The organism is Pontibacter chitinilyticus (assembly GCF_039748935.1).
In the GTDB taxonomy this organism is placed as follows: Bacteria; Bacteroidota; Bacteroidia; order Cytophagales; family Hymenobacteraceae; genus Pontibacter; species Pontibacter chitinilyticus.
Genome location: NZ_JBDIZJ010000001.1, coordinates 318,439 through 343,227 on the forward strand (window position 1 = coordinate 318,439; position 24,789 = coordinate 343,227).

The following is a 24,789-nucleotide window of genomic DNA, read 5'->3' on the forward strand; positions in this document are numbered from 1 at the left end:
AAGGTCTATTCTCGTATACTATAACACAGTTAAATAGTAGGATATCACCAGAAGATAAATAATGCAATTGCTGTGAGAGCAATTACCCGCGGGTGTATGGCCAGCACCAGCATAGAGCAGGCGCAATACACCAAAAGGCTGTAGCAGATACAACCTGACAATGTAGCAAATAACTGCTCTGATCGGCGCTATTTGTAAGAGTTATCTTCTTCACCAGCATACTACAGAATGTACAACTTATACATAATATACCTATTGACCTGAACTTAACTCAGCAACTATACAACGGCCCTGCCGGTGCATATACCGCCGTCAACGGTTATATGCCTTCTGTAGTCCAGTTATGAAGATACGAAACTCTATTTTAGACATATGAAAAGAATTAACCAGCCCGAAGAAGATGCAAGGTACACCAGAGGGTACCTTTATGAGCAAACTGAAAACAGCCTCCCTTCCAAGGCTCTTTTTCAGGACAGGCCAAACAGCACGCTCGGCCTGAACAAAAGCGGTTATGAACCTGGTAGTGCGGCTCGCGGCTATAGCCAGCCTGCTTCGGCGTCTGCTAACACGCACCGGCGCTATGCCCGCCAAAATGATTACCTCACATACGACACCAACCGGCAGCAGGCTTCTGTTCCGGTAAATCAGCAGAAGGCGGTCGGAAGTACAAGGCCAAACATTTACTTGGGGGGTCGTACCGGTTCTTTTGGCCCTTATGGCTGCAGTGCTGCACAAACGAAGTACAGCTTTGGCAGGTATCCTAAAAAAGAGGAAAATACCGATACGCCGGACGAACAATAAAAACACCACCCGTGCTTAGCCATCGAGGCGAAACACGGTATAAGTATAAAAGAAAAGCCTGCAATCCCTGCAGGCTTTTCTTTTATACTTATACCGTCCGTGTCAATAGGGTGCAGCATTTCCTGCTGTAGGCCACTGGAAGCCAGTTTGTGCGTCCGAAAATTTTCGCCTATTTTCAGGCAACAACGTTAAATCCGCTATGACCTATACTCCGAATCCCGACCGCTACACCACGATGTCGTACCGCCGCTGCGGCAACAGCGGGCTTAAGTTACCAGCCCTGTCGCTGGGTTTGTGGCATAACTTTGGGCATGTAGACGTGATGGAGAATTTCCGTGCCATTTTACATACTGCATTTGATGCCGGCATTACGCACTTCGATCTGGCCAACAACTATGGACCGCCTTATGGTGCTGCAGAAGAGAACTTCGGAAAGCTGCTGCAGCAGGACTTCCGGAGCTACCGCGACGAGCTCATCATCTCGACAAAGGCTGGCTATGATATGTGGGAAGGCCCTTATGGGAACTGGGGTTCTAAGAAATACCTCGTTGCCAGCCTGGATCAGAGCTTGCGCCGCATGGGCCTGGAGTATGTGGATATCTTCTATCACCACCGGCCCGATCCTGAGACGCCGCTGGAGGAGACCATGGCCGCGCTTGACCTAGTAGTACGGCAGGGCAAAGCTTTATATGTTGGTATTTCGAATTACCGGCCCGCCGAGGCTGCCCGGGCGATTGAAATACTGCGGCAATTGGGCACTCCCTGTCTCATCCACCAGCCCAAGTATTCTATGTTTGAGCGCTGGGTAGAGGATGGCCTGCTCGACCTGCTGGGGCAGGAGGGCGTTGGCTGCATTCCGTTTTCGCCGCTGGCGCAGGGGCTGCTTACCGATAAGTACCTGAAAGGCATACCCGCCAACTCGCGGGCGGCCAAATCGCACGGGCACCTGCAGGAGCACGACCTCACCGAAGCCAAACTAGAGAAGGTGCACCAGCTTAACAGGCTGGCGCAGCAGCGGCACCAATCTTTAGCCCAAATGGCGCTGGCGTGGCTGCTGAAAGATGAACGGGTAACTTCGGTGCTGATAGGGGCCAGCTCTCCCCGGCAGCTAACAGATTCCCTGCAGTGCCTGCATCACACACACTTCAGTGCCGAGGAGTTGGAGAAGATCGAAAAGATCCTGAAATAAACCGCCTATACTATAAACAAAAAGCCCCGGCGCAGGCCGGGGCTTTTTGTTTATAGTATAGGCGAATAAGTTATGCCTGTTTGGCGGCAGAAGGCGCCACCTGTTTTACTTTAGAGCCTGCAAAGCCATAGTATACAATGTACGCATAGCACACCATTGGCACCAGAAAAGAGAGCTGCAGATTACCAGTTGCATCGGCAATGTAGCCCTGTAGCGGCGGGATGATGGCACCTCCAACAATCGCCATCACCAGCAGCGAAGAACCCTGGCTGGTATGCACACCCAAGCCTTTAACAGCCAGCGTAAAGATAGTAGGGAACATGATGGAGTTGAACAGGCCGATAGCAATCACAGACCACATGGCCAGGCTACCGGTGCCAAAGCAGGTGATAAGTAACAGTACCAGCACGGCTAGGGCAAAGAAACCTAACGTTCTGTTAGCAGAGAAACCGCCGATCAGCAGCACAACAAAGTTAATGGCAATAAGCGCTAATATGATCAGGGCCTGGTCCAGGCCATAGATGCTGTAAACGGCGATAAACGCTACTGCGGCAACACCTGCTATGATCAGGTACTTTGAGCTCTTTTTACCCCCTTCGGTCAGCGCAGCTGCTCCAAAGAAACGGCCTACCATGGCCCCACCCCAGTAAAAGGCTAGAAAGTGCTTGGCGCTGCTCTCATCCAGCCCTGCAATCTGGGGCAGTTTAAAAAAGCTGATCAGCGTGCTGCCGATCGTTACTTCGCCTCCTACATACATAAAAATGCAGACGATACCCAGCACCAGGTGCCGGTAATGCAATGCACCTGCATCTGGAATGATCTTGCCTTCGCCGGCTACGTGGGGCAAGCGGGCAATCTTAATGAGGACGGCAATCAGCACCAGTGCGCCGGCCAATCCCAGGTACGGAATCTTTACAGAATCTGCGGAGCCGGCTGTTTGTACGCCTTCAAAAATCAGGTAACCTCCGATTACGGGTGCTACAGTGGTACCCAGCGAGTTCAGCGCTTGCGTCAGGTTCAGCCGGCTGGCAGCACTCTCGGGTGGGCCCAGTATAGTTACATAAGGGTTTGCCGCTATTTGCAGGATGGTAATGCCGGAAGCCAGCACAAACAGCGCCAGTAGGAAAAAGCCATAGCTCTGGTAACCGGCAGCTGGGAAGAATAGCACGCATCCGACTGCTGCGACCAACAGGCCCACAATAATGCCATTTTTATAACCGATACGCATGATCGGATCTCCTTTGGTCATCGAAAAGATGAAGTATAGGAGCGAAACGATGAAGTATGCCCCGAAAAAGGCAGTTTGAATAAGCATGGCCTGCCAGTGCTGCAGTGTAAAAACTTCCTGCAGTTTTGGAATCAGGATGTCGTTCATGCAGGTGATAAAGCCCCACATAAAAAACAGCAAAGTAACAATGATGAGCGGCCCCCGGTAACTTTGCGTGTTGTCATACTCCACATCAGCCAGCTCAGTTTTGGTTGTAGGCGAGATTCCTGCCATTTCGGTTAAGTGTTTAAGGTGATTGTTGGTTTTGTGTTAAGTGAGCACCCGCTCTTACAAAGCAGAAAACGGGACTTGTTTAAATAGCCTACAAGATAGTTAAATAAATGGTAGAGGAAACAGGGTTTTCCACCACAATTTAAAGCCCGGAGCCTAATTATGTGAAGTTAGGCTACTTATAAGTATGATAACTGGGCGCCTGCTTTGTGAGATTTACTGACAATAAACATTCGTAGTGGTTGGAGGCAGCGGAGCAGCAACCGAAAGTTTTAGCTCAAAAGTAGCCGCTCACCCACAGCTTTTACAAAGCTGTGCACCTATGCCGCTGCAGAATCAATACTGCCTCTTTCGGAAGTCACCTGGTGCCATAGTCCGGGTTTATGCCTGTAGTTGGAACTACCTGAAATAGCAAAGCTAGGGGCGCACGTAAAACGGGAAGTTCGCCGTTGCGACGTTCTGGTGGCCATCATACGTATAAATGAACAGGCGGTAAGCGCCTTCGGTTGCCGGGGTGGTGAGTGTGGCGGTGCCGGGAGCAGCTTCTGTTACCAATCCCGAAAGGGCTGCGGGCCTGCTTTCGGCATCGCCGCCTTCTCCCAGGTCCGTGCTTTCCGGCAGCAGCTCCCATTTGTAGGTAAGTTTATCCTGATCTGGGTCGGTTACGGCTGCATGGGCAGTATAAGCTTGGCCGGGCTTCAGGTACACGTTATCAGTCGCTTTCTGTCCGTTTATGAGCAGGGATTGCAGGTGTGGGGCACGGTTCTCCGGCCACTGGCCCGACCAGAGGTGCTGCATCACATCCACCACTTCAGATTCTTCTCCGTTGGCGGTAAACAGGCCATACCAGGTCGGCGTCCGCTCCTGCTTCTGCCCCCACAGAAAAACGTAGGAGCCCAGGCAGTGTGCACTGTCTTTCAGAATAGCAGCGTGGTAACGCTGTTCGTAAACGGCTGCTTTTTCGCTGCTGGTTTCTTCTACGGCTGCTTTCCAGGGGGTTTGATGACTTTCCCAATGCCCGGTAGGTCCCCACTCGGTAATGATGTAAGGACCTTCCCAGCCATAATCCTGTACTTTTCGCGGTATGGAGGGCAGGTCGCCGTACGCCTGGATAGACAGCAGGTCCAGAGCAGGGCATTTAGCTTTGATGTACTCCACTTCTTTCCGGCCAAGGCCGGCCAGCATGGTTGTGGCCGGGTGGTTCGGGTCTTCCTCGTGGATCATCCGTGCGATGTCGTTCACCGCATCCCATACGGCCGGGTTGGTATACTGTAGGTTCAGTTCGTTGCCGATTCCCCAGATCAGAAGCGCCGGATGGTCTTTATACTTTCTTACTTCGCCCCGGAGCCGCTCCAGTTGCTGCGCCACTGCTGCTTTGTCGTTGTAGTCGAAGCCGTGGCGCTCGCGGGCCACATCCAGGCCCATGGTAACGGTAAGTCCATGTTGGGCGGCATCGTCCAGCACCTGCTGGCCGTTATGTGTGCTCCACGTGCGGATAGAGTTACCGCCGTAAGCCGCCAGCCGGTCCAGGTAGTTGCTGCCGCCGGCTCCTTTAATAAAGTAGGGCACACCACCACGCAGCAACTGGTACCCTGTAGCTGTTTTTTGTACCTGCACTGTAACAGGTCCGGGTTTGTTCTGCGAGGCTGCCTGCATAGTCTGTTGCGGAGCAGGGCGCGTGCAGGCAGGGGTAAAGGAAATAAATAGCAAACTCAGAGCTTTCAAGTATAAACGCGTCATAACAAAACCATTTTTAAAACAGACAGGTAGTAGCAAGACCGGCAATAGCCATGCTCCAATATCCGTAAACTTCCTGAAACTTTAAAGTACCCGCTGCTTTTACAGGCAACAAAAGGAAGTGAAGGTATTACAAAACCCATAGAAAGCAGGGTGATCGTGGGGCAGGAGTGCAGCCCGCAAGGTGTAGCGGAGGGCTGTGGCAGGAGCAGGTTGCACGGGAGGAGCGCCTGTAAATAAATCGCCGCCTGCTGCTGCGGTACTAAGATCAACCGCAGCATTTTAAATACCTTCGCATTATACTTGAAGAACGCATGAATACCAAGGCCCGGGAGTTACAATATTTTTTCTTCAGCCACTATTTTTCTGATGGGTTACGCATCACGTTGGGCGTGTTGCTGCCGTCGTTGCTTTTCTCCCAACTGGGCGATTTTGCGACCGGCCTCACACTCTCGCTCGGTGCGCTCTGTGTGAGTATCGTTGATTCGCCGGGGCCGGTGCGGCACAAGCGCAACGGTATGTTGTATGGCAGCCTCATCCTGTTTGCCGTAGCCCTGCTCACCGGATATGCCCACATGCACCCGGTTACAATGGGGCTGGAGGTGCTGCTGCTGAGCTTTTTCTTTTCCATGTTCACCCTGTACGGGAGCAGGGCTGCCGCTATGGGCACAGCGGCCCTGTTGGTGATGATCCTGATGATGGACAAGGAACTGGCCCCGGCGCAGGTGCCAGGCTACAGTGCCCTCATATTGGCAGGAGGCGTGTGGTATATGATATTGAGCCTGTTGTTCTTCCAGATACGGCCTTACCGGCAGGCACAGCAGGCGCTTGGCGAGTGCATCCACGAAGTATCCAAGTTTCTGCGGCTGCGCGCCACTTTTTATACTTTAGAAACTAACCTGGAGCAGGACTACAACAAACTAGTGGCGCAACAGGTGGTGGTCAGCGAAAAGCAGGATGCCGTGCGGGAGCTGCTCTTTAAAAGCCGCCAGTTGGTAAAGGAGTCTACCACTGCCAGCCGTACGCTGCTGCTGACGTTTGTAGATGTGGTAGATCTCTACGAGCAGATCACGGCCAGCCACTATGATTATGCGGACCTTCGGGAGCGCTTCGGAGATACCGGCATCATGGAGCAGATCGCGCACCTGATCAGGCAAACAGCCGAAGAGCTGGATAATGTGGGCGTGGCGGTGCAATCGAACATGCGCTACAAGAAGCAAACGGACCTGAACGCCGCCCTGGAACGGCTGAAAGCGCAGATTGATGCCGTAGGAGAGGGCGATAACAGCGTTAGTACCCTGGTATTGAAAAAGATCCTGATCAACCTCCGTAACCTGATCACGCGCATCAACGACATCCTGGCGTACTTTGATCCGGAGCGGGAGCATGGCCTTAGCCGGCGAGCCGACCTGGAGTATGCGCGCTTTGTATCGCACGAAAAATTTGACCCGGGCAAGTTTTTTGATAATCTGACCTTTAGCTCTTCCGTTTTCAAGTATTCCTTTCGGGTAGGGCTGGTATGCCTTTTCGGCTTCCTGATCACCAAGTTTATTAACTATGGCCATCACAGTTACTGGGTGCTGCTCACAATCATCGTTATCCTGAAGCCCGGGTTCAGCCTCACCAAGCAACGCAATTACCAGCGCATAGTGGGTACCATCGTCGGAGGCTTTATTGGCATCTTAGTTTTATACTTCATACCTGATAAAACCGTCCAGTTTGTGCTGCTGCTGGTGTTGATGGTAGGCACCTACAGCTTCATTCGCATCAATTATATCATCAGCGTCATTTTCATGACGCCCTATATCCTAATCCTTTTCAGCTTTCTGGGCATCGGCCACCTGGACCTGGTGGAGGAGCGGGTGGTGGATACATTGATAGGCTCGTCAATTGCTTTTGCCGCCAGTTATATCGTTTTCCCTAGTTGGGAGGCCGAAACGATACATGGCGTTATGGCCGGCATGTTGCGAGCTAATATCAGTTACCTGCGCAAAGTGGGGGAGAGCCTCTCGGGGCGAAACGTGGAAGAAACAGCTTATAAGCTGGCCCGGAAAGATGTGTACGTGAGCGCCGCCAACCTATCCGGGGCTTTTCAGCGCATGCTCTCAGAGCCCAAGCGGACGCAGCGGAACAGCAAAGAAGTGCACAAATTTGTGGTCCTGAACCACATCCTGTCATCTAACATCGCAACGCTTTCTGCTGACCTTACTGAACCGGGCTATAAGCTGGCGCTGGTGCATGAAAACCTTCGGCCGCTGCGCAGAGCACTCGGTATTTTAAACGAAGGGCTCCGCAAACTGGAACCTGCTACGGCAGCGAACACTGTGGATAACCTGCCCATTGTGGTGGAGCCTGCCGGCAATACCGCGGTGCAGGTTGCCGACCCGGCCCTGCGGGACCAGCTGACATTTATCCAGAAACTGAGCAACGACATCTATAAGATCATTGATAGTATGGTCGGTTAAGGATACCATTTGAACAGCAGCCAGCTAGCCTGCGTAAAAATGAATTTACGCAATTCAATCAGACACCATGGCTGCAAATGTAAAGAAGTATACCGAAGGCAAGCTGTACTGCTACAAACTGGTGATACCTGGAAAACCACTAGAAGGTATGGCTGCCAGCCAGCTTGCTTCCTCGCAGGAACGGCTGCACCACTACTTGGATCAAGCTGACGAGCTGCTGCAGGCGCATACCACTTATTGCCTGCTCCGCTATACACCCGAACTGGCGGCCAAGTCTTTCACCGACCACATACTCCCGTCAAACTGGATATATGAAGTGATTTCAAACGACTTTACAGGCTTGGGGATTGACAAAGGGTTTACCGGTTCGCAGCCGGGAGGGAATAACCAGGATGTGCAGAACGGACTATTGTTCCGCCTTGACTCGCTGCAGCAGCTAAAAGAACTTCCAGAAGACCTGTTTGGCGACTTTGCCTCGCACGTTACCTTTGTAGGCTTGAAGCCTGACAGAGCGCAAAGCCTGGAGCAGTTTCTTGCTTCCGGCGAAGCTCGGCCTGAATTAGGCACCTTGCTGCAGGAGCAGGACCGCTTCTTTCATATCACCGTCGGCAAAGAGCAAGGCTACTACGACACACTCCTGATAAAAGCAGGTCAGAAATTGGATGCTGCAGTAGAGCAGCTTTTCTCCTAATTAGGCAGAAACGCGCTGCAACCCCGCTCATACTATAGACCTGCATGTGAACAGAAGTACTTACGCATACGGCCGAGTAGCATTGGGAAGCAACTGATCTTTGTGCTGCTTGTGAAGTGCTATAACCAGCCTTCTTTATACTTTAAATTAGTATGGAGAAGGCTGGTTGTTTTTAGTGGCGGGGTTTGGCGCGTTCATACTGGGGCAGCCACGCCACATCGGCGCCTAATTCCTTTGCGGCATGCAACGGGAAGTATGGGTCGCGCAGCAGTTCGCGGGCCAGTAGCACCAGGTCCGCCTGGCCGCTAGCGATGATTTCTTCTGCCTGCTGTGCGCTGGTGATCATCCCTACGGCGCCGGTTAGCATGCGGGTATGCTGTTTGATGCGTTCTGCATAGGCCACCTGATAGCCGGGCGCAACCGGAATGCTGGCTTTCGGCACATTGCCGCCCGTTGAGCAGTCTACCAGATCCACTCCTTTGTCTTGCAGGATGGTCGCCAGCGCTACCGAGTCCTCGCCAGTCCAGCCGCCTTCCGTCCAGTCAGTCGCGGAGATGCGCACCAGCAGCGGGTAATCCTCAGGCCATACTTGCCGAACGGTTTCTGTTATCTCCAGCAGCAGCCGGATGCGGTTTTCGAACCCTCCGCCATACTGATCAGTGCGCTTGTTGCTGAGCGGCGACAAGAACTCGTGCAGCAGGTAGCCGTGGGCGGCATGCAGCTCGATCACTTGAAAACCTGCTTCCAGCGCGCGCTGGGTGGCCGTCCTGAAATCGGAAATCACTTTGGCGATTCCTTCCAAGGTTAGCTCCTGCGGCAGCGGCTCACTGTCGGTAAAAGGCAGGGCTGAGGGTGCAACTGTTTGCCAGCCGCCGGGCTGGCTTTCAGGTATGGCGCTGCCTCCTTTCCAAGGGCTTTGATGGCTCGCTTTCCGCCCGGCATGCGCCAGCTGTACGCCGGGCACGGCACCCTGGTCAGCTATAAAAGTGGTAATGCGCTGCAGCATTGGGATGTGCTCATCTTTCCAAATGCCAAGGTCATCCGGCGTAATCCTGCCTTCGGGCGACACCGCCGTTGCTTCTGCCAGCACCAATGCTGCGCCGCCAACAGCTCTGCTGCCGAGGTGCACCAGGTGCCAGTCGTTGGCAAACCCATCTACACTGCTGTACTGACACATCGGGGAAACGGCAATCCGGTTTTTTAAGGTGATGCCGCGGAGTTGTAAAGGACTAAATAGTTGTGACATGCTAAATGTTTTTATAATGGCGAACATGTGCAGCCGCCAGTTGCCTGCTGCACATGTCGGTGCTAAAATACTTGCAAGGAAAATATGACTATACGTGGTAAGCCGTTTTAAGGCAATATTGCTGCTAACTAGTAGCCGCCGGTAGCCTCGGAAGCCTTATGTAGAGCAGACTTTCGGAATAACTACAGAGGCTCTCCGTATAAACAATGAAAAGCGCGGGGTTACTACGGGTTTACAGGCTATAACTTATACCTGGCGGGGATACCGGCGTATAGTCATCCAAAGGGCAACACCTTTTATTAAGGCTAAAAGTCGTTAAGCGCTTTGGGTGCTCGTTTAACTTCTTTTAGCCTTTATTGTTTTCCTGTGCAAGGCCTGTTGCAAGCGGTGCTGCAGCAGACAAATACCTAACGGTTTTTTTTATACTTCTGCTTCTGTAATAGGACTGTAAGCAACGCAATTTATTCTTCGCACAAAAGGTAAGCCATACTTCCTGCATCGGCCAGGTACCGTTTGCCCGTGTCGGTAAGGAATTGTACTGAATACTAGGGGCAGCGCAGTTGATTAAGCAGGAGCACATTCGTTTGTAAGCACGCAGTGCAGCAGTTCGTTGCCCTTTTTTCCGGTAACATCCAAAAGTCCCATCTTCCGGAGGCAGTAAGTGATCTGTCGGCAGCGGTGCAATGGCACCTGCAGCGCTTCGGAAAGATCCTTGTTCGAGAAGGGTTGCGGTAGCTCTAGGGGTAAAAAGCACAGAAAATCAACTGGCCGCTGAAACTGGTAAGTTGTTACGACACGTACCAACTGGCGGTCTTTTATACTTTCGCGCTTGCGGTGCTTGCTCCCTTTTCCATCGCGGCAGCGCACTTCATTTTCCTGCACCAGCATTACTTCAAGCGTAAAGTTCTCCTGCAAGATCAAATCGGGTATGCGCACGAGTTCTTCAAAAATATCGGAGAGTTTGCCCCTGAAGGGTGATTTGCGCCGGGATTGCACCTTGTTCCCGGACTTGTCTACCTGCACCACCCATTTTTCGGAGGTGACCGGGTGTAGCAGGTGCACTGGGTGATGCTGCAGCAGTGTTGTCAGTTTTTTGCGGATAGCGGCAAAATTGCGTGTCTGTATCTCAACCAACTGCTCCCCACGCACCAGATCGATCACAAAGTTTCCTACTGGCACTTCAAAGGTATCCCCGGGTAAGGCATACCATTGTTTGATGCCAGCGTGCAGGGAGCGCTCGTTTCGGGTGCCTATCCCATTGCCTTCTGTTGCTGCTGCCACTTAGGTGTTTTCAGCAAAGATATAAAACCACTGCAGCCCTGCCAAACGCCGGCATTCCACTGTTCTAAATAGTATCTTTTTTGAATAGATATTTTTAGAAATTAAGTATAAATACGTATAGATAATTCTGTGTTTATATTACCTACTCTTCATTTGAATGTACGTATGTACAGGAACTGTTGAATTCTTATCAACAGAGGTGTTGCACCGCTTTCTAAAAAAATCATATGCTAAAAACAAAAGCCGAATCTTATAGGACGGAGTCCATCGGAGAACAAAACTTAACTATTTCGCATCGCGATCTATATAACCAGGAAAAAGCAGGCAGCGGCGAGGCAAACGCAGACGCCTTTTTAGAAAATATGCCGGATATTGTCTGCTTTTCACACTTGCGCTGGGACTTCGTGTATCAGCGCCCACAGCATCTGCTATCCCGTTTTGCTAAGTTCGGAAGGCTTTTTTTTGTAGAAGAGCCTGTTTATGACGGAGCCACTACACCCTATCTGCAGGTTGCTGACCGACCAGGCGGCGTGCAAGTGGTATTGCCTCACCTGCCGCACGGCCTGAGTGCTCCACAAACGGAAGCAATACAGAAAGAACTGCTGGATGCCTTTTTCAAAGAACAGAACCTGCAAAGCTACTTGTTCTGGTACTATACGCCCATGGCGATGAGCTTTACGGCGCAGTTTAACCCGGTGCTGACGGTATATGACTGCATGGACGAGCTTTCGGCTTTCAAATTTGCGCCGGCCCGCCTGAAAGAACTGGAAGAGCAACTTTTTAAAAAAGCGGACCTGGTATTTACAGGAGGACAGAGCCTGTACGAGGCCAAACAAGCACAGCACCAGCAGGTGTATGCCTTTCCCAGCAGCATTGACAAAGCCCACTTTGCACAGGCAAAGCAAACACAGGAAGCTCCTGCCGACCAGGCGCAGATTCCGCACCCCCGCATCGGTTTCTTTGGCGTGATAGATGAGCGCATGGACCTGGACCTGCTGGCAGCTGTTGCAACGGCTATGCCTGCCTGGCACCTGGTTATTGTTGGCCCTGTGGTGAAGATTGATCCGGCTCTGCTCCCGCAAAACGAGAACATACATTACCTGGGCAGCAAATCATACCAGGAGCTGCCGGCTTACGTCAGCGGATGGGACGTGGCCATGTTGCCCTTTGCCATCAACGAATCTACAAAGTTTATCAGCCCGACTAAAACGCCGGAATACCTGGCGGCAGGCAAGCCGGTGGTGTCCACGCCCATACGGGATGTAGTGCGGCCGTATGGCGACGCTAAACTGGTGCACATTGCCCTAGGCCCGGATGCCTTTATAGCCGCAACCGAAGAAGCCTTACTACAGGCAGAAGATGCCAAATGGCAAAGTGAAGTAGAGGCGTTCCTGGCAGACATGTCGTGGGACCAGACCTGGCGCCGCATGGTAGAACTGATGAGCAAAGCGCTGCACCAGAACGAGAAGAAAGCATAAGAGAAAGGAGAAGCAACTAAAATGTATATAAAGAAGGATACAGCTATGTTCGACTACCTGGTGGTAGGAGCAGGCTTTGCTGGTAGCGTCATAGCTGAAAGGCTCGCATCACAACTAAACAAAAAAGTACTTATAATAGATAAGCGGCCGCACATTGCCGGTAACGCATTTGACCACTACAACGAGGCTGGCGTGCTGGTGCACAAGTATGGGCCGCATATTTTCCATACCAACTCCAAAGATGTGTTCGATTACCTGTCGCGCTTTACCGAGTGGCGGCCGTACGAACACCGCGTCTTGGCCAGTGTGGACGGCCAACTGGTGCCCATGCCCATTAACCTGGATACCATTAACAAGCTCTACAGCCTGAACCTGACCTCATTTGAAGTTGATAATTTTTTTAAGTCGGTGGCAGAAGATGTAAGTGAAGTAAAAACATCGGAAGATGTGGTGGTAAGTAAAGTAGGGCGTGAGCTCTACGAGAAGTTTTTCCGCAACTACACACGCAAGCAATGGGGAATGGACCCTTCTGAACTGGATAAATCCGTTACATCGCGGGTGCCGGTACGTACCAACCGCGACGACCGCTACTTTACTGATACCTATCAGGCCATGCCGCTGCACGGCTATACCAGTATGTTCGAGAAAATGCTGGATCATCCCAACATTAAGATCATGCTGAATACCGATTACCACGAGGTGCAGGATATTATTCCGTATGGCGAGATGATCTTTACCGGACCGGTGGATGAGTTCTTCGATTACAAGTATGGCAAACTGCCTTACCGGTCGCTGGAGTTTAAGCACCAGACGCTGGAAGAAGAAAAGCACTTGCCGGCAGCCGTAGTCAACTACCCGAACGAGCATGCTTATACCCGTGTTACCGAGTTTAAGTACCTGACAGGGCAGCAGCACCACAAGACCAGCATTGTGTACGAGTACCCCATGGCCGAAGGAGACCCGTATTATCCGGTTCCGAAACCAGAAAATGCCCTTATTTACAACAAGTATAAAAAGCTGGCCGAGCAAACGCCGGGCGTATATTTTGCCGGTAGGTTGGCCACTTACAAGTACTATAACATGGACCAGGTGGTAGCGCAGGCATTAACGCTCTTCAAAAGGATAAAAGAAACGGCAGTTGATCCTGTTCTGGTAGATTGCCAGAAAGTAGGCATAGCTGAAAATAACGGAACCCTGGTGGGTGCTACTCTAAGCATTAGTAAGAATGGAAGCGACAAGTCAGCTAAATCTAAATTTAAACTTTATTGAGAACGATGTAGCAGGTGCTATTTCTGCTGCAAATAAAAAAAAGAGTAAAGTCAAAGCTGTCATCCCGACCCCTGTACCTGATCTGCCATGGGTACAGGTGGCCCCGGATGCTCCCTACTTTATCACAGAAGATGGCGCCGACTGGACGCCGATTGGCCAGAACGATGCCATTAACTGGCCGGACTTTAATAACGCTTTTCGCCGCAAAGATATGCAGCAGGTAGAGGGGCACCTGGCCTGGCTGGCTGATCATGGCGTGACCTGCCTCCGCTTTATGCTGGAGTATGCCCAAACTAAGAGCCGGTACATCGAGCGGCCCGCCGGCACGTTTCAGCCGAATATGGTACGGCTTTGGGACGATCTGTTTGCATTATGTGGCAAGTATAAACTGCGTATCCTGCTTACTCCGGTCGATACCTTCTGGATGTGGATCAAATGGAAGTACCATCCTTACAATAAACTGAACGGTGGCCCCTGCAGCAAGCGCTCGCAATGGCTAACCTGCCCCGAAACAAAAGCCGCTTTTAAAAACCGTTTTACCTTCGTAATCGAGCGGTGGGGTGGTAGTGGCGTGTTGTTTGCCTGGGACCTCTGGAATGAGATTCATCCGGCCCATGCGGCCAACAGCATAGAACCATTTTATGATTTCATAAAAGAACTAAGTGAACACGTGCGTGAAACGGAGCTGCGCCTCTATGGCCGCAGTCATCCGCAAACGGTTTCCCTGTATGGTCCGGTGCTGGATGTGCAGCCGGAGGTAGCAGATGTTATTTTCCGGCACCCGTACCTCGATTTTGCCAGCACACACTTTTATGATGCCGAGACCATAAATTACCCCAAAGATACGGTGAAGTCGGCTATTAGTACCGGCAAACTGGTGCGCGAAGCATTGCAGCATGTAAATGGCAGCCGCCCCTTCTTTGACAGTGAACATGGACCGATCCATGGCTTCAAAGACCGCCACATTACCCTGCCTGAGTATTTTGATGATGAATACTTCCGGCACATGCAGTGGGCGCACCTGGCATCTGGCGGAGCTGGCGGAGGCATGCGCTGGCCCAACCGGCACCCGCATTGCCTCACCCATGGCATGCGGACCGCTCAAAAAAGTATGGCTAAGTTTGTGCAACTGCTGGATTGGAAACGGTTCAAACGGAAGAATTTGAACGAGGAGATCGCCCTCAGTACGCAGAGCTTTGTGCCTTTTGCCTGTGCTGCTACCGACCAGGCTGTGGTATGGCTGCTGCGGCAGGACGCCATGCAGAAAAAAGATCGGAGAGAGATCGTAAATAAGGCAGCCCCGGCTATACCTGTCACGGTTACCATTCCGGGTATGGATGCCGGCAAGTATAGCATCATCACCTGGGATACATTTATGGGCCAACAGGTGGCCCACCAGCAAGTAGAACAGCAAATGGCAGGTGAACTGCAATTCCATCTACCAGGCGTTGTTACAGATGTGGCTGTAGCGGTCCGGAAAGAAGTATAAACGTGCCAACTGCAGTGATTGCCTAAAGGTAATTCCTTACAAAAATAAAACAGCTTCACCAGGGCAAGTATAAGGATTCGTTTATACTTGCCCTGGTGAAGCTGTTTATAATTTAGCTTTTTGCTACAAGCGGAAGATACTTGCATTCGCTTGCGCCTATATACTTGAAAGCCGCCGCTGTCGTACATAAAAGGGGTACATTATAACTCTTGTTTATGAGCGATAACTTAACTGTAGCACAGGTCATTGCACAGCATCAAGCCGCGGGGCGGTTCTTTAATGTGGATGGAGTCAGTAGCTTTGCACTGGATCAGGGTGAAGGAGAGGCCGTGCTTTGTATTCATGGGGTGCCTACTTCTTCGTTTCTGTACCGCAAAGTGGTAGCCTCGCTGGCAACAAAAGGCTTTCGGGCTGTAGCTATCGACCTGCCCGGCCTGGGGCTTGCCGACAGGCCGGAAGACTTTGCCTATACTTTCCCAAATTTTGCGCATTTCTGCGCCGGAGCCGCTGGAGTATTGGAGCTCGATAAGTTTCACCTGGTGGTGCATGATGTTGGCGGTCCGATCGGGTTTGCGCTGGCCGCTCAAAATCGGGACAAGATCCTTTCGCTTACTATTCTGAATACCTGGATTGATGTGGTTAATTTCGAGAAGCCTTTGCCGATGCGGCCCTTTGAACTGCCCCTCTTCGGTGAAGCGGAACTGGCCACCATCACTCATCCAACTTGGTACCTGGCGTTTACTACCCTGGCTGTGTCGGATGCGTCTGGAATACCTAAGGACGAGATCTATGCCTACGTAGACCTGCTGAAACGCGAAGATGGCGGCGCGGCCTTTCTGAAGATAATGCGCCATTTCGATAAGTCCGAAGCTTTCCGAGAATTGTGTTATCGGGCTGTGCAACAGGTGCCTTATCCCATACAGGCTATCTGGGGTGCAGAAGATCCCGGGCTCACGTTCGACCGCTACGGCCGCGAAATTGAGAAAGTGGCTGATCTGCGGGTCCTGCTAAAGCTAAAAGCCAAACACCTGCTGCAGGAGGAAAAATGGGAGGAGATTGCCAACCAGATTGCAGTGCAGGCGCGGCAGTCAAAAGTCTGAGCGAATGGTTTTCGTGTTTGATAGTTTGCTTGCTGCTGTCTGAAAGGCGGTCACTGGATTCCGGTTTTACTTTTTAGTAGCTGTGGTTTATATTTTTGCAGACAAGCTATACTTGCTAGCAGCTGTTCATCTTCAGTTTTATACTTGTCCTGTTGCATCTCATACTTTGGAGCGCTCTAAGCCCGCGCGGGCTCGTCCTGGGGGTGCGGGGGCCCCCGATAAGGGCATCGCGCGGTGGCGTGAACCTGCGTTTGCGCGCTGCCTTACAGGCACCGGAACCCGCCAAGGCGCTCCACCCAAGGACTGGAATCTTCTCATAGCTCCTGCTTATACTTTGGCTCAAGTATAAAAAGAGTACTGATAAGAATGCTGGCGCGAATATCCAGATTCGTGACTTGAGGTGAAAGGGAAGTCTCTGACTTTACTGGCCCGATAGGACAAGTCAGTTCCATGAAGCGAAGCTTATACTATAGTACGTGTCCTTACCTTGCTTGAGGAGAGCAGAGATGTGTTCCTCAACAGCCAATCCTACAAAGCTTATACTTCAGCCAAAGCAATTACAGACTCCCCTCCTTATCTAAGGAGGGGCAGGGGTGGCTGGACCCGGTACTACAACGCTTATGCTTCACCAAAACCGTTACAGAGCTCCCTTTGCTATAGACTAGCAAAAGCCCCTGCAGGTAAGCAACACTGCAGGGGCTTTGAAAATTTATTATGCTAAAGGTTGTGGCTAGAAACTTTCCTTATAAAGGATCGACATGGAGCCCATCTCCAGCACACACTCTTTTAAGAGCAGCTGATCGGTTGATTTCTCTGCCACTATGCCGAAGGCGATCTCCACAATTCGTGGAATGCCTAGCGCCAATCCTAATTGTTCGGCTACGGCCATAGCACCCATTGAGTTATAGTTCGATAGATACAGCTGCTGCAGGTCCTGCCAGGGACCAACTGCACCACCGGCAACGGCAATAAAATCGCCGAGTGCCTGCCGGGCTTTGCCCATCACTTGCCCCAGCAATTTACGCACGTCTGAAGGTTCGCGATCGATGGCAGAGAAAAGCTCGGTGATTTTTTCCTCGTGCTTTCTGGCTTGAACGGCCAGTTCGGCCAGATACTCGCGAATGTGCGGCTCCTCCACTTTCTCTACCGTGTCTTCCAGCAGTTGCCGGTACGACGCTTGTGTGAGCAGCACGTTCTGAAACCAGGCTTGTGCCCGGTCCAGCTGCTTGTTTCGGGTTGTTTCGTCCAGTTCGATCAGTACTGGTTGCATGTTATTAGCCATTGTTGTCCTCCTTTCTGCTTACTTTCCAGAGCACGCCGGTATGCGCATAAGCATACATGCTGCCCGTCGTTACCTGTACTACCCCGAAGTCTAGCACGTAAAGGCTCTTGCCATCAGGGCTAAACTTACATGATACCGGCCGCTCTATACCGCCGGTGCCAAACGAAGAGGCAGGACCCATTTTGCGGTTGTGGAAGAATGGTTCTGCTGTGCCCGTTTCTACATTTACGCGTATCACCCGGAAGCCATGGCTCAGGTCCTCAGGACGAGGCGAGTTGAGCGGAGCCAGCGTGCCCCACTCGGCTACAAACAGTTCTCCTTTGTGGCCGAAAGCATCAGAGCGGGAAAAGTCCATTTTACACATGCAGGAGTGCGGCTGCTCCAGGAACATCGCGGGGCCGGCCCATGGCGGCGGGTTCTCCAGTAGCAGCTCGGCTTTGGTGCCGCGGCTGGGCAGGTGTTTTTCGTGATTTACAGGCAGCCCATCGCCGCATAGATCCGGGAAGCCGTACCAATCAGGTGTTTGAATGGAGCCAAAAGGCTGCCGGGCATTTTTGATGTGCCAGATGCGGTCAGGGTCGTTGGCGATAGCACGTTCGCCTTTTTCCTCAAAGTCGTTATCGGTTACATACAGATCCCCCGCATCATTAATAGCCATGCCAAACGGGTTGCGGATGCCCCAGGCCAGCAGTTCCACATCGGTCCCATCAGGGCGGGATCGCCAGACAGCAGAGTTGCAAAATTTCTCTCCCTTGATCACTTCACCTTTCTGCGCAGGTGTGCCAAATGGTTTAAACGCTCCGGTTTCTACCAGGTAGGGGTATGGCAGGCGAGGGTCACGGGTGCTGACGTTATTGCCTGTCAAGGTAACATCCTGCCCCGGCACGTCGTGCGCATTGGGGTGCTTGGCCAAGTCTACGGTAAAGCCTGCCGGCAAAGGCACTCCCTGCTGCGACACCGAACCGTGGCCAAAGTACATCAAGCCATCCGGGCCGAAAATAGGGCCACCGGGCTCATGCCAGCCCCCGCTCGGAATCTGGTCGATCAACACAGTAAGTTTGCCCGTGGCCAGGTTATACTTCACCACCTGCATATGGAAGCCGCCTTTCAGGGCCATGTATAACTCACCGTCGCGCCAGCTGATGCCGCGGGGCCCCGCCTGTACGTTCATTGTAATAGCTTCTGTTTCGCCATTGGGGTGCCGCACAATAACGCGCGCCGGCATGTAGGGCCGGGTGGGCCAGGAACTGCCGCCTTCGCTCACGAAAACGGTACCATCATCGGCAAAAGTTATATCTGTAGGAAAAGAGAGGCCGGCCATCACCGGTTCTACCACATAGCCCTCCGGCACCACCACATCGCTGGCATCTAGCGTCGGGCGCGCGGGCGTAGGCAAAGTGCGAAAAGATTCGGGTGAAGCCGGACTGCTTTGCAGTTTAGTTTTGGCGATGCGGAAGCCGGTGTTCTGTTGTTTTTCAGCATTGTTTGTTGTCATAGAGTATCTATCATTAGCGTAGTATAAGTGCATGCTTGTCAGGGTGACAGCTAATGCGTGCAGGAGCGAAGTAACCGGAGGCGTCCTGTGCATGGTAAATCCTCAGAGATAATAGCCTGCTGTGGCAGTCGTTGCTGCTATAGGTAAATGTCGGCTCAGAGAAGGGCGCTCTGACTTTTATCAGATAACCTATAAACGATGGTATACATGAAAGGTTAAGTATAGCCTTGTGCATAAGTCAGCCAGGCTGTACTAATTGCGTTGCTTTTGCAGCGAAGCATAAACGAAAGTGTGTAGCAGGAAGAAAGGCTGCTCCTGGTAGAAAAGGCACAAAAAAGCCACTTCCGGAGTGGAAGTGGCTTTCAAGGTATAAAAACCTGTTTAAGGCAGTTTATTTGATCATTACCGGTACTTCTAAATTTTCCCAGCTCATTACCAGGCCATCTTTATTGACATCATACTTCAGTCGCTCGTTCATGGTAGCTGATTTACGGGGCTTTACCTGCACCCGCAGCGCATCCTGCTTCTGATCATACACAGTGCCCCACTGATCCGCGGTTTTGTTGAAGATGATGGTCCACTCGTCCTCACCCGGAATGGTATAGAAGCTATACCGGCCGGCTTTCAGCGGTTTACCTTCTACGGTAACATCTTTGCTGAACTCTACTGTAGTCGCTTCGTTAGCACCCGCACGCCATACGGCATTGTATGGTACCAAAGCTCCCCAGATCGGGCGGCCTTTTACACTGGGGCTGCTGTAGTTAATGGTTATCAGGGCATTGCCTACCTGGCCCGAGGCAATGGCAGGTGGACTGGGTCGTTTTGATTTGTCTTCCTGTTGTGCCCAAGTGGCAGTAGAAAGCAGCAGGCATACCAACAATAAAGTTAGAGATGCGAATACTTGTGACTTTTTCATAAATAGATTGGTTTGGTTTTTAGGAAGATAACGCCCTCCGAAGGAAAGCTACCCCTTAAACGATTTAACAGCTGGAATGTTATACAGGCGCTTGGCAGCGCGCGTTCAAAAGCAAACTTATGTCCCGACAATCGACAGGTACCGGTCGATGGAGCGCCTGACGGCAGCCTGAGCATCTGCCGGGATGATCTGCCCTTCAAAAGCCCCGTAGATCGCGTCATACTGCAATGGCGCCACCTGCGCCTCGATAAATCGGATGGCCTGCTGCCCGAGCGGAATCATGTTTGGATAGCTGTACATGAATGAAACGCTTTTACGGTCGCGGGCCACAAAGATGCAATCGCCGGTAAACAGGGCGCCTTTGTTTTGGAACTGCGGATGGTACAGGATGGTGCCCCCGGCAAAGTGCCCTCCTACGTGTACCAGCGCCATATCATCCCACAGCGGTTTACGATCGCCACGCCAAAACTGGATGCGGTCGCTGGGGTGCATTACCCATTCCCGGTCTGCTTCGTGCAGGTAAACAGGGCAGTCGAATGCAGTAGCCCAGTCCACCATCATACTATAGTAGTGCGGGTGCGAGATCGCGATTGCCTTCAGGCCACCCAGCGAGCGTATGTACGCCACTGCCGGCTCGTCCAGAAACGGAATACAGTCCCACAAAATGTTACCTGCTTCCGAATGGATGAGGTGCGCGCGCTGCCCGATGGCCAGGCTTGGTACCGGCTGTAGCACGAAGAGCATAGGTGTTAATTCTTCAAAACGAATGCTGCGGCCTTTTGCAAGCGCCTGGTAGCTTGTCCATACTTGTCCGTTATCGCCTACATACTGCCGCTCATCCAGGCAGATGGGGCAACTGTCCGTAGCTGTTCTGGCACCGGGATAGCGCGTGCCGCAGGTAGCGCAAATGTCATGCTGCGCACTATTTTCGAGAAAGTTTTTCATCATATGATCGCTCCATGTATATGCATTTATCGCAAAGCATGCTAAGGGCAATGGTCTTTAGACTATTGCGCTGATCAGCACCAGTGCGCTTTTTTGCTTTCATACTGTAAGATAAGGAGGTAGCACTTCATTCTCAAACAGAAGGCGGCAGAGAGGTGGGAGGCACAAACCAGTCTTTGCAGAAGCAACATTTATGCGTTTTCGTGGTTAAATAAGAATAAACTTGCGCTTCTGCGCTGGCAAATCACCTGACGGATTACGTGCCCTTCTATTTTTGCCTTCAGAACTACAATGTATTATTGGCCCGGTTTTTAGTATTACCTTTGTAAACTGGCCCCAAGGTTTTGCCTGTTGCATTACCTGCTAGCTATATTCGTTACTATATATCATCATTGCATGAGTGCACCAAAATTTGCTGTTCAACAAAATTCATTTCACGCCGAGCTTAAAAGGCGCGTCAACACTTACTTCCAGGAAAACCAGATTTCGACCGTAGGGAACTATAAGCTTTTCACAAAAGCTGCGATCCTGTCCGTTAGCCTGGTGCTGATTTACATCCACCTGGTCTTTTTTACACCGCCGGTATGGCTTTCGCTGCTCGAGTGCATTGTGCTGGGTGGCCTGACGGCAGGTATGGGCTTTAATGTGATGCACGACGGCTCACATGGCAGTTTTAGCAAGATCAAGCGGCTGAATGAAGTAGCCAGCATGTCGCTGAACGTGTTGGGAGCAAACGTTTTCATGTGGAATACGAAGCATAACGTCATCCACCATGCCTATACCAACATCGATGGTATAGATGATGATATTGATGCGCGGCCTTTTCTGCGCCTGTGCAAGAGCCAGCGGTTTTACTTTTTCCACCGTTACCAGCATTTATACTTCTGGCTGGCTTATTCCATGCTGTTCTTCTTCTGGGTTTTCTTCTCTGATTATCAGAAATATTTTACCAAGCGGGTGGGCTCTATGCCGCTTAAGAAGATGAACCTGACAAATCATATCTCCTTCTGGACCTTCAAAGCCGTGCACGCCGCCTTTTTTGTGGTGCTGCCTATTTTTATGGTTGGGTTTGTGCCGTGGCTGATCGGTTTTCTGGTATATGGTGTGTTTACAGGCTTCGTGATGAGCATCGTATTTCAGCTGGCCCATACTTTAGAGGAGACAAACTTCCCGGTAGTAGAGCAGCCGCATAACCGCTTAGAGGATGAGTGGGCAGTACACCAGCTGCGTACCACCGCTAATTTTGCACCTAATAACAAGCTGGTGACCTGGCTGGTAGGCGGCCTGAATTTCCAGATCGAGCACCATCTGTTCCCTAAAGTATCGCACATTCACTATCCGCAGCTTAGCAAGATCATCAAGCAGGCCTGCGCCGATTATAATGTTCCCTACCTGGAGTTTCCGAAAATGCGCCTGGCAGTAGCCTCGCATGTTGCTTACTTAAGGCAGTTAGCTCAGGCATAACCACAGCTATTAAGTATAAAGGCCGGCTTTGACTTACGTTGAAGCCGGCCTTTTTTTAGGAGTAGAAGGTAAATACGATGGCGTTACCTAAAGCTTGGGCAGGTCGTGGGTTATCTTGCCAGGTAAACTATTTCGATGATAGGGCCAGCACCAGGAATAGCATTTCGCTGGCTACATCTGTAAACAGGCTCACCAAGTAAAGCACCCATACAGTACGCCTATAGTATAATTTTTTTGATTCATACTTAAGGCGCTTGAATGAGGATGGTAGCCTGGCATGGTGGAGCTTTTCCTCTTAAGAAAGATAAGCATTTTTAGCATTGACGTTCCGGTACAGAAAAATTAAACAGGGCTGATATGCGCATTGTTGTTTAAATTGACGGGTTTAAACCTCTTTGCGTGTATTTACTATGAATGAGACCACAGACAGTGCACAGATTCCGGCGTGGATGCTGAACAGGAGCGTACAGATCGGAATAATCTTGCTTGTGCTTCTGCTGACATTCTTTGTAAACCTGGGCTACCTGGAGCCCAGCCTCATGGAGGCCCGTAACTTCATCACTGCCCGCGAGATCGTGAGCAACGGGCATTGGCTGGTGCCTACTATGAACGGCTACGTACGACTGGCCAAGCCACCGCTGCCTACCTGGATGACAGCCTGGGCAGGAATGGTCGCCGGCGATATCGAAAATGTCGCTGCCTTGCGCCTGCCGGCTGCCCTAATGGATGCGCTGCTCGTGTTCTTCTTCTATGCCCTGGCAGGGTGGCTCACTAAAGACAAACTGCTCCCGTTTATCGCCGCCCTGATCCTGTCTACTTCGTTCCTGGTCATCAACATTGGCCGGCAGGGTACCTGGGACATTTACTGCCACAGTTTTATGGTGGGCGCACTTTGGCTGATGGTCAAAGGCTGGCAACAGGTAAAAAGCAGCTACGGGTTGTTTCTGGGAGCGGGGTTGCTGCTCGGTCTTTCTTTCCTTAGCAAAGGGCCAATTGCCTTTTATACTTTGCTCATCCCTTTTCTGGCGAGCTACAGCTATGCTTACGGCCTGAAGTATACCCACTGGAAAGGGATGGTGCTGCTGGTGGTAGCGTGCGTGGTGGTCAGCGTATCATGGCCACTGTACATTTACCTGTATGAGCCGGAGAGCCTGGCCATGACCATGCGAAACGAGAGCCAGGCCTGGGTGAACCGCCATGTGCAGCCCTTCTGGTATTACTGGATGTTTCCGGTGCAGGCGGGTATCTGGGTGCTGTTTATCGTGGCTGCGCTAGCAGGCCCGTATGCCAGCAAGCGTATTCAGCCTTATGGCAAGTATAAATTTCTGTTGCTATGGGTGGTGCTAACCATCGTGCTGCTTTCCCTCACGCCTGAGAAAAAGGAACGCTACCTGCTTCCTGCCATGGTGCCGATGGCGCTGTTAGCCGCCCATTACGTCCGCTACCTTATCGGGCATCTCAGCCCTATCAGGTATACTAAAGCAGACTTCCGCTTTGTGTTGGTGAATGCCGCACTTTTTGCCCTGGCAGCTTTTGCATTTCCGGTGGCCTTTTATGTAGCTGTTTACAAAACCGGGCAGGCAGCGCTTTGGCAAATGAGCGTGGTGATGGTAGCATGCTGCCTGGCAGGTGCCGCCATTTTATACTTTGCCACAAGCCGCAAAATGCCCGGCTTCTTTCTGGCAGTGATAGCCTTTCACACGGTTGCGGTGCTTGTTGCAGTTCCTTTTCTGGAGAGAGCGGTAAAGCCGCCGGGCAACTTCCATAGTCTCAAACAAGTGCGCGAAATCCAGGCTATCCGCGGAATGGACATGTATGCTGTGGATGGGATGAACCCGATGTATATCTGGGATGTAGGCCAGCCTGTCGATACGCTCAGCATGCGTAACCAGCACCTGGAACTCCCGCCCAAACTTCCGGCTGTTGTCTTCTCCACAAAACCGATCTCGGAATCGCTGCTTCCCCAAGCCGGCATAAGGGTGCAGCAACTTGGCGCTTTCCAATTTAACGCCCGGGAACCAGCCGAACGTTATTACCTGCAGGTGCTGTCTGAAAGAAGCGCATCACCCATAACAACAGGTAACGCTGCGCTGAAATAAAGCAGGTCAAAGCTGATTAAACTTTCAGGACAACAGAAATTAAGATTGTGTACGGCAAAAGATACAGCATTTCGACGGCTCCTGCTACAGTTAGCTTTGGAAAGAAAGAACCTGTTGCGAAGGAGGTACTGACCGGCCGTAGCTCAAGAATTCAACCGAAGCAGGAAGATAATCTGTAGGAAAATTGAAAAGGTTAGAGCAGAGCATAGTACCTGCTTCGCAGCAAATGCGTATAACACAAAGTCATCTGTAATAAATTATCTTATGCCTCTGTAACCTGGGTGTTGTAATTGGCGCTAGGGCGCTTTGCTTAATTTATCGGAAAGTATAACTTTACAGAATAC

At 51.5% G+C, this 24,789-nt stretch carries 18 protein-coding genes; 10 read left to right on the forward strand and 8 right to left on the reverse strand.

Features of this window, described 5'->3' with window-relative positions; all coding sequences use genetic code 11:
* Positions 1 to 372 precede the first annotated feature (372 nt).
* Positions 373 to 801 (forward strand): hypothetical protein, encoded by a 429-nt coding sequence (locus ABDW72_RS01345; protein WP_347156644.1) that lies wholly within the window; start codon positions 373 to 375, stop codon positions 799 to 801.
* A 199-nt stretch (positions 802 to 1,000) separates the two neighbouring features.
* Entirely contained in the window at positions 1,001 to 1,990 is a 990-nt protein-coding gene (mgrA, locus tag ABDW72_RS01350) for an L-glyceraldehyde 3-phosphate reductase (protein ID WP_347156646.1), read from the forward strand.
* A 70-nt stretch (positions 1,991 to 2,060) separates the two neighbouring features.
* Here the strand turns inward: mgrA and ABDW72_RS01355 are convergent, their stop codons facing one another.
* A complete protein-coding gene (locus tag ABDW72_RS01355; protein ID WP_347156647.1) occupies positions 2,061 to 3,491 on the reverse strand; it encodes a sugar MFS transporter in 1,431 nt (476 codons plus the stop codon).
* A 414-nt stretch (positions 3,492 to 3,905) separates the two neighbouring features.
* The gene (locus tag ABDW72_RS01360) at positions 3,906 to 5,228 is read right to left on the reverse strand and encodes a glycoside hydrolase family 2 TIM barrel-domain containing protein (protein WP_347156648.1); all 1,323 of its coding nucleotides are present in this window, start codon (positions 5,226 to 5,228) and stop codon (positions 3,906 to 3,908) included.
* Positions 5,229 to 5,539: 311 nt separating this feature from the next.
* Between ABDW72_RS01360 and ABDW72_RS01365 the strand changes: the two genes are divergently transcribed.
* Both ABDW72_RS01365 and ABDW72_RS01370 read left to right on the forward strand, forming a co-directional pair.
* Entirely contained in the window at positions 5,540 to 7,690 is a 2,151-nt protein-coding gene (locus tag ABDW72_RS01365) for an FUSC family membrane protein (protein WP_347156649.1), read from the forward strand.
* A 67-nt stretch (positions 7,691 to 7,757) separates the two neighbouring features.
* Positions 7,758 to 8,381 carry a hypothetical protein gene (locus ABDW72_RS01370; protein WP_347156650.1) on the forward strand — a complete coding sequence of 208 codons (624 nt, stop codon included), beginning with the start codon at positions 7,758 to 7,760 and terminating at the stop codon, positions 8,379 to 8,381.
* A gap of 172 nt (positions 8,382 to 8,553) precedes the next feature.
* On the opposite strand, the gene ABDW72_RS01375 is transcribed toward ABDW72_RS01370, so the two are convergent.
* Positions 8,554 to 9,627, reverse strand: coding sequence for an NADH:flavin oxidoreductase/NADH oxidase (locus ABDW72_RS01375; protein ID WP_347156651.1), 1,074 nt, complete (start codon positions 9,625 to 9,627; stop codon positions 8,554 to 8,556).
* 564 nt (positions 9,628 to 10,191) lie between these two features.
* Positions 10,192 to 10,908, reverse strand: a complete 717-nt coding sequence (locus tag ABDW72_RS01380) for a DUF8091 domain-containing protein (protein WP_347156652.1) — start codon at positions 10,906 to 10,908, stop codon at positions 10,192 to 10,194.
* 227 nt (positions 10,909 to 11,135) lie between these two features.
* Here ABDW72_RS01380 and ABDW72_RS01385 point away from each other — a divergent pair, with 227 nt between their 5' ends.
* From ABDW72_RS01385 to ABDW72_RS01400, 4 genes are all read left to right on the forward strand, one after another.
* Positions 11,136 to 12,386: a glycosyltransferase family 1 protein gene (locus ABDW72_RS01385; RefSeq protein WP_347156653.1), complete on the forward strand. Its 1,251-nt coding sequence runs from the start codon at positions 11,136 to 11,138 to the stop codon at positions 12,384 to 12,386.
* Positions 12,387 to 12,407: 21 nt separating this feature from the next.
* The gene (glf, locus tag ABDW72_RS01390) at positions 12,408 to 13,655 is read left to right on the forward strand and encodes a UDP-galactopyranose mutase (protein WP_347156655.1); all 1,248 of its coding nucleotides are present in this window, start codon (positions 12,408 to 12,410) and stop codon (positions 13,653 to 13,655) included.
* The gene (locus tag ABDW72_RS01395) at positions 13,612 to 15,144 is read left to right on the forward strand and encodes a glycoside hydrolase 5 family protein (RefSeq protein ID WP_347156656.1); all 1,533 of its coding nucleotides are present in this window, start codon (positions 13,612 to 13,614) and stop codon (positions 15,142 to 15,144) included. The genes glf and ABDW72_RS01395 overlap by 44 nt, the downstream gene beginning before the upstream one ends.
* 215 nt (positions 15,145 to 15,359) lie before the next feature.
* Positions 15,360 to 16,244 (forward strand): alpha/beta fold hydrolase, encoded by an 885-nt coding sequence (locus ABDW72_RS01400; RefSeq protein ID WP_347156657.1) that lies wholly within the window; start codon positions 15,360 to 15,362, stop codon positions 16,242 to 16,244.
* 730 nt (positions 16,245 to 16,974) lie between these two features.
* Here ABDW72_RS01400 and ABDW72_RS01405 read toward each other — a convergent pair.
* From ABDW72_RS01405 to ABDW72_RS01420, 4 genes are all read right to left on the reverse strand, one after another.
* Complete coding sequence (locus ABDW72_RS01405) at positions 16,975 to 17,514, reverse strand: hypothetical protein (RefSeq protein WP_347156658.1); 540 nt, start codon at positions 17,512 to 17,514, stop codon at positions 16,975 to 16,977.
* 4 nt (positions 17,515 to 17,518) lie between these two features.
* On the reverse strand, positions 17,519 to 19,021 hold the full coding sequence (locus ABDW72_RS01410) for a PQQ-dependent sugar dehydrogenase (RefSeq protein WP_347156659.1): 1,503 nt from the start codon (positions 19,019 to 19,021) through the stop codon (positions 17,519 to 17,521).
* Between the two features lie 391 nt (positions 19,022 to 19,412).
* A complete protein-coding gene (locus ABDW72_RS01415; protein WP_347156660.1) occupies positions 19,413 to 19,937 on the reverse strand; it encodes a DUF2911 domain-containing protein in 525 nt (174 codons plus the stop codon).
* Between the two features lie 117 nt (positions 19,938 to 20,054).
* A complete protein-coding gene (locus tag ABDW72_RS01420; protein WP_347156661.1) occupies positions 20,055 to 20,885 on the reverse strand; it encodes an MBL fold metallo-hydrolase in 831 nt (276 codons plus the stop codon).
* 393 nt (positions 20,886 to 21,278) lie between these two features.
* Here ABDW72_RS01420 and ABDW72_RS01425 point away from each other — a divergent pair, with 393 nt between their 5' ends.
* Complete coding sequence (locus tag ABDW72_RS01425) at positions 21,279 to 22,346, forward strand: fatty acid desaturase family protein (RefSeq protein WP_347156662.1); 1,068 nt, start codon at positions 21,279 to 21,281, stop codon at positions 22,344 to 22,346.
* A 410-nt stretch (positions 22,347 to 22,756) separates the two neighbouring features.
* Positions 22,757 to 24,445: an ArnT family glycosyltransferase gene (locus ABDW72_RS01430; protein ID WP_347156664.1), complete on the forward strand. Its 1,689-nt coding sequence runs from the start codon at positions 22,757 to 22,759 to the stop codon at positions 24,443 to 24,445.
* The last annotated feature ends 344 nt before the right edge of the window (positions 24,446 to 24,789 follow it).

What these genes read in the sequence shown, in the direction of transcription:
- ABDW72_RS01345 (WP_347156644.1), top strand. Translation starts at nt 373, where the DNA reads ATGAAAAGAATTAACCAGCCCGAAGAAGATGCAAGGTACACCAGAGGG.
- mgrA (WP_347156646.1), top strand. Translation starts at nt 1,001, where the DNA reads ATGACCTATACTCCGAATCCCGACCGCTACACCACGATGTCGTACCGC.
- ABDW72_RS01355 (WP_347156647.1), bottom strand. Translation starts at nt 3,491, where the DNA reads ATGGCAGGAATCTCGCCTACAACCAAAACTGAGCTGGCTGATGTGGAG.
- ABDW72_RS01360 (WP_347156648.1), bottom strand. Translation starts at nt 5,228, where the DNA reads ATGACGCGTTTATACTTGAAAGCTCTGAGTTTGCTATTTATTTCCTTT.
- ABDW72_RS01365 (WP_347156649.1), top strand. Translation starts at nt 5,540, where the DNA reads ATGAATACCAAGGCCCGGGAGTTACAATATTTTTTCTTCAGCCACTAT.
- ABDW72_RS01370 (WP_347156650.1), top strand. Translation starts at nt 7,758, where the DNA reads ATGGCTGCAAATGTAAAGAAGTATACCGAAGGCAAGCTGTACTGCTAC.
- ABDW72_RS01375 (WP_347156651.1), bottom strand. Translation starts at nt 9,627, where the DNA reads ATGTCACAACTATTTAGTCCTTTACAACTCCGCGGCATCACCTTAAAA.
- ABDW72_RS01385 (WP_347156653.1), top strand. Translation starts at nt 11,136, where the DNA reads ATGCTAAAAACAAAAGCCGAATCTTATAGGACGGAGTCCATCGGAGAA.
- glf (WP_347156655.1), top strand. Translation starts at nt 12,408, where the DNA reads ATGTATATAAAGAAGGATACAGCTATGTTCGACTACCTGGTGGTAGGA.
- ABDW72_RS01395 (WP_347156656.1), top strand. Translation starts at nt 13,612, where the DNA reads ATGGAAGCGACAAGTCAGCTAAATCTAAATTTAAACTTTATTGAGAAC.
- ABDW72_RS01400 (WP_347156657.1), top strand. Translation starts at nt 15,360, where the DNA reads ATGAGCGATAACTTAACTGTAGCACAGGTCATTGCACAGCATCAAGCC.
- ABDW72_RS01405 (WP_347156658.1), bottom strand. Translation starts at nt 17,514, where the DNA reads ATGCAACCAGTACTGATCGAACTGGACGAAACAACCCGAAACAAGCAG.
- ABDW72_RS01410 (WP_347156659.1), bottom strand. Translation starts at nt 19,021, where the DNA reads ATGACAACAAACAATGCTGAAAAACAACAGAACACCGGCTTCCGCATC.
- ABDW72_RS01415 (WP_347156660.1), bottom strand. Translation starts at nt 19,937, where the DNA reads ATGAAAAAGTCACAAGTATTCGCATCTCTAACTTTATTGTTGGTATGC.
- ABDW72_RS01420 (WP_347156661.1), bottom strand. Translation starts at nt 20,885, where the DNA reads ATGATGAAAAACTTTCTCGAAAATAGTGCGCAGCATGACATTTGCGCT.
- ABDW72_RS01425 (WP_347156662.1), top strand. Translation starts at nt 21,279, where the DNA reads ATGAGTGCACCAAAATTTGCTGTTCAACAAAATTCATTTCACGCCGAG.
- ABDW72_RS01430 (WP_347156664.1), top strand. Translation starts at nt 22,757, where the DNA reads ATGAATGAGACCACAGACAGTGCACAGATTCCGGCGTGGATGCTGAAC.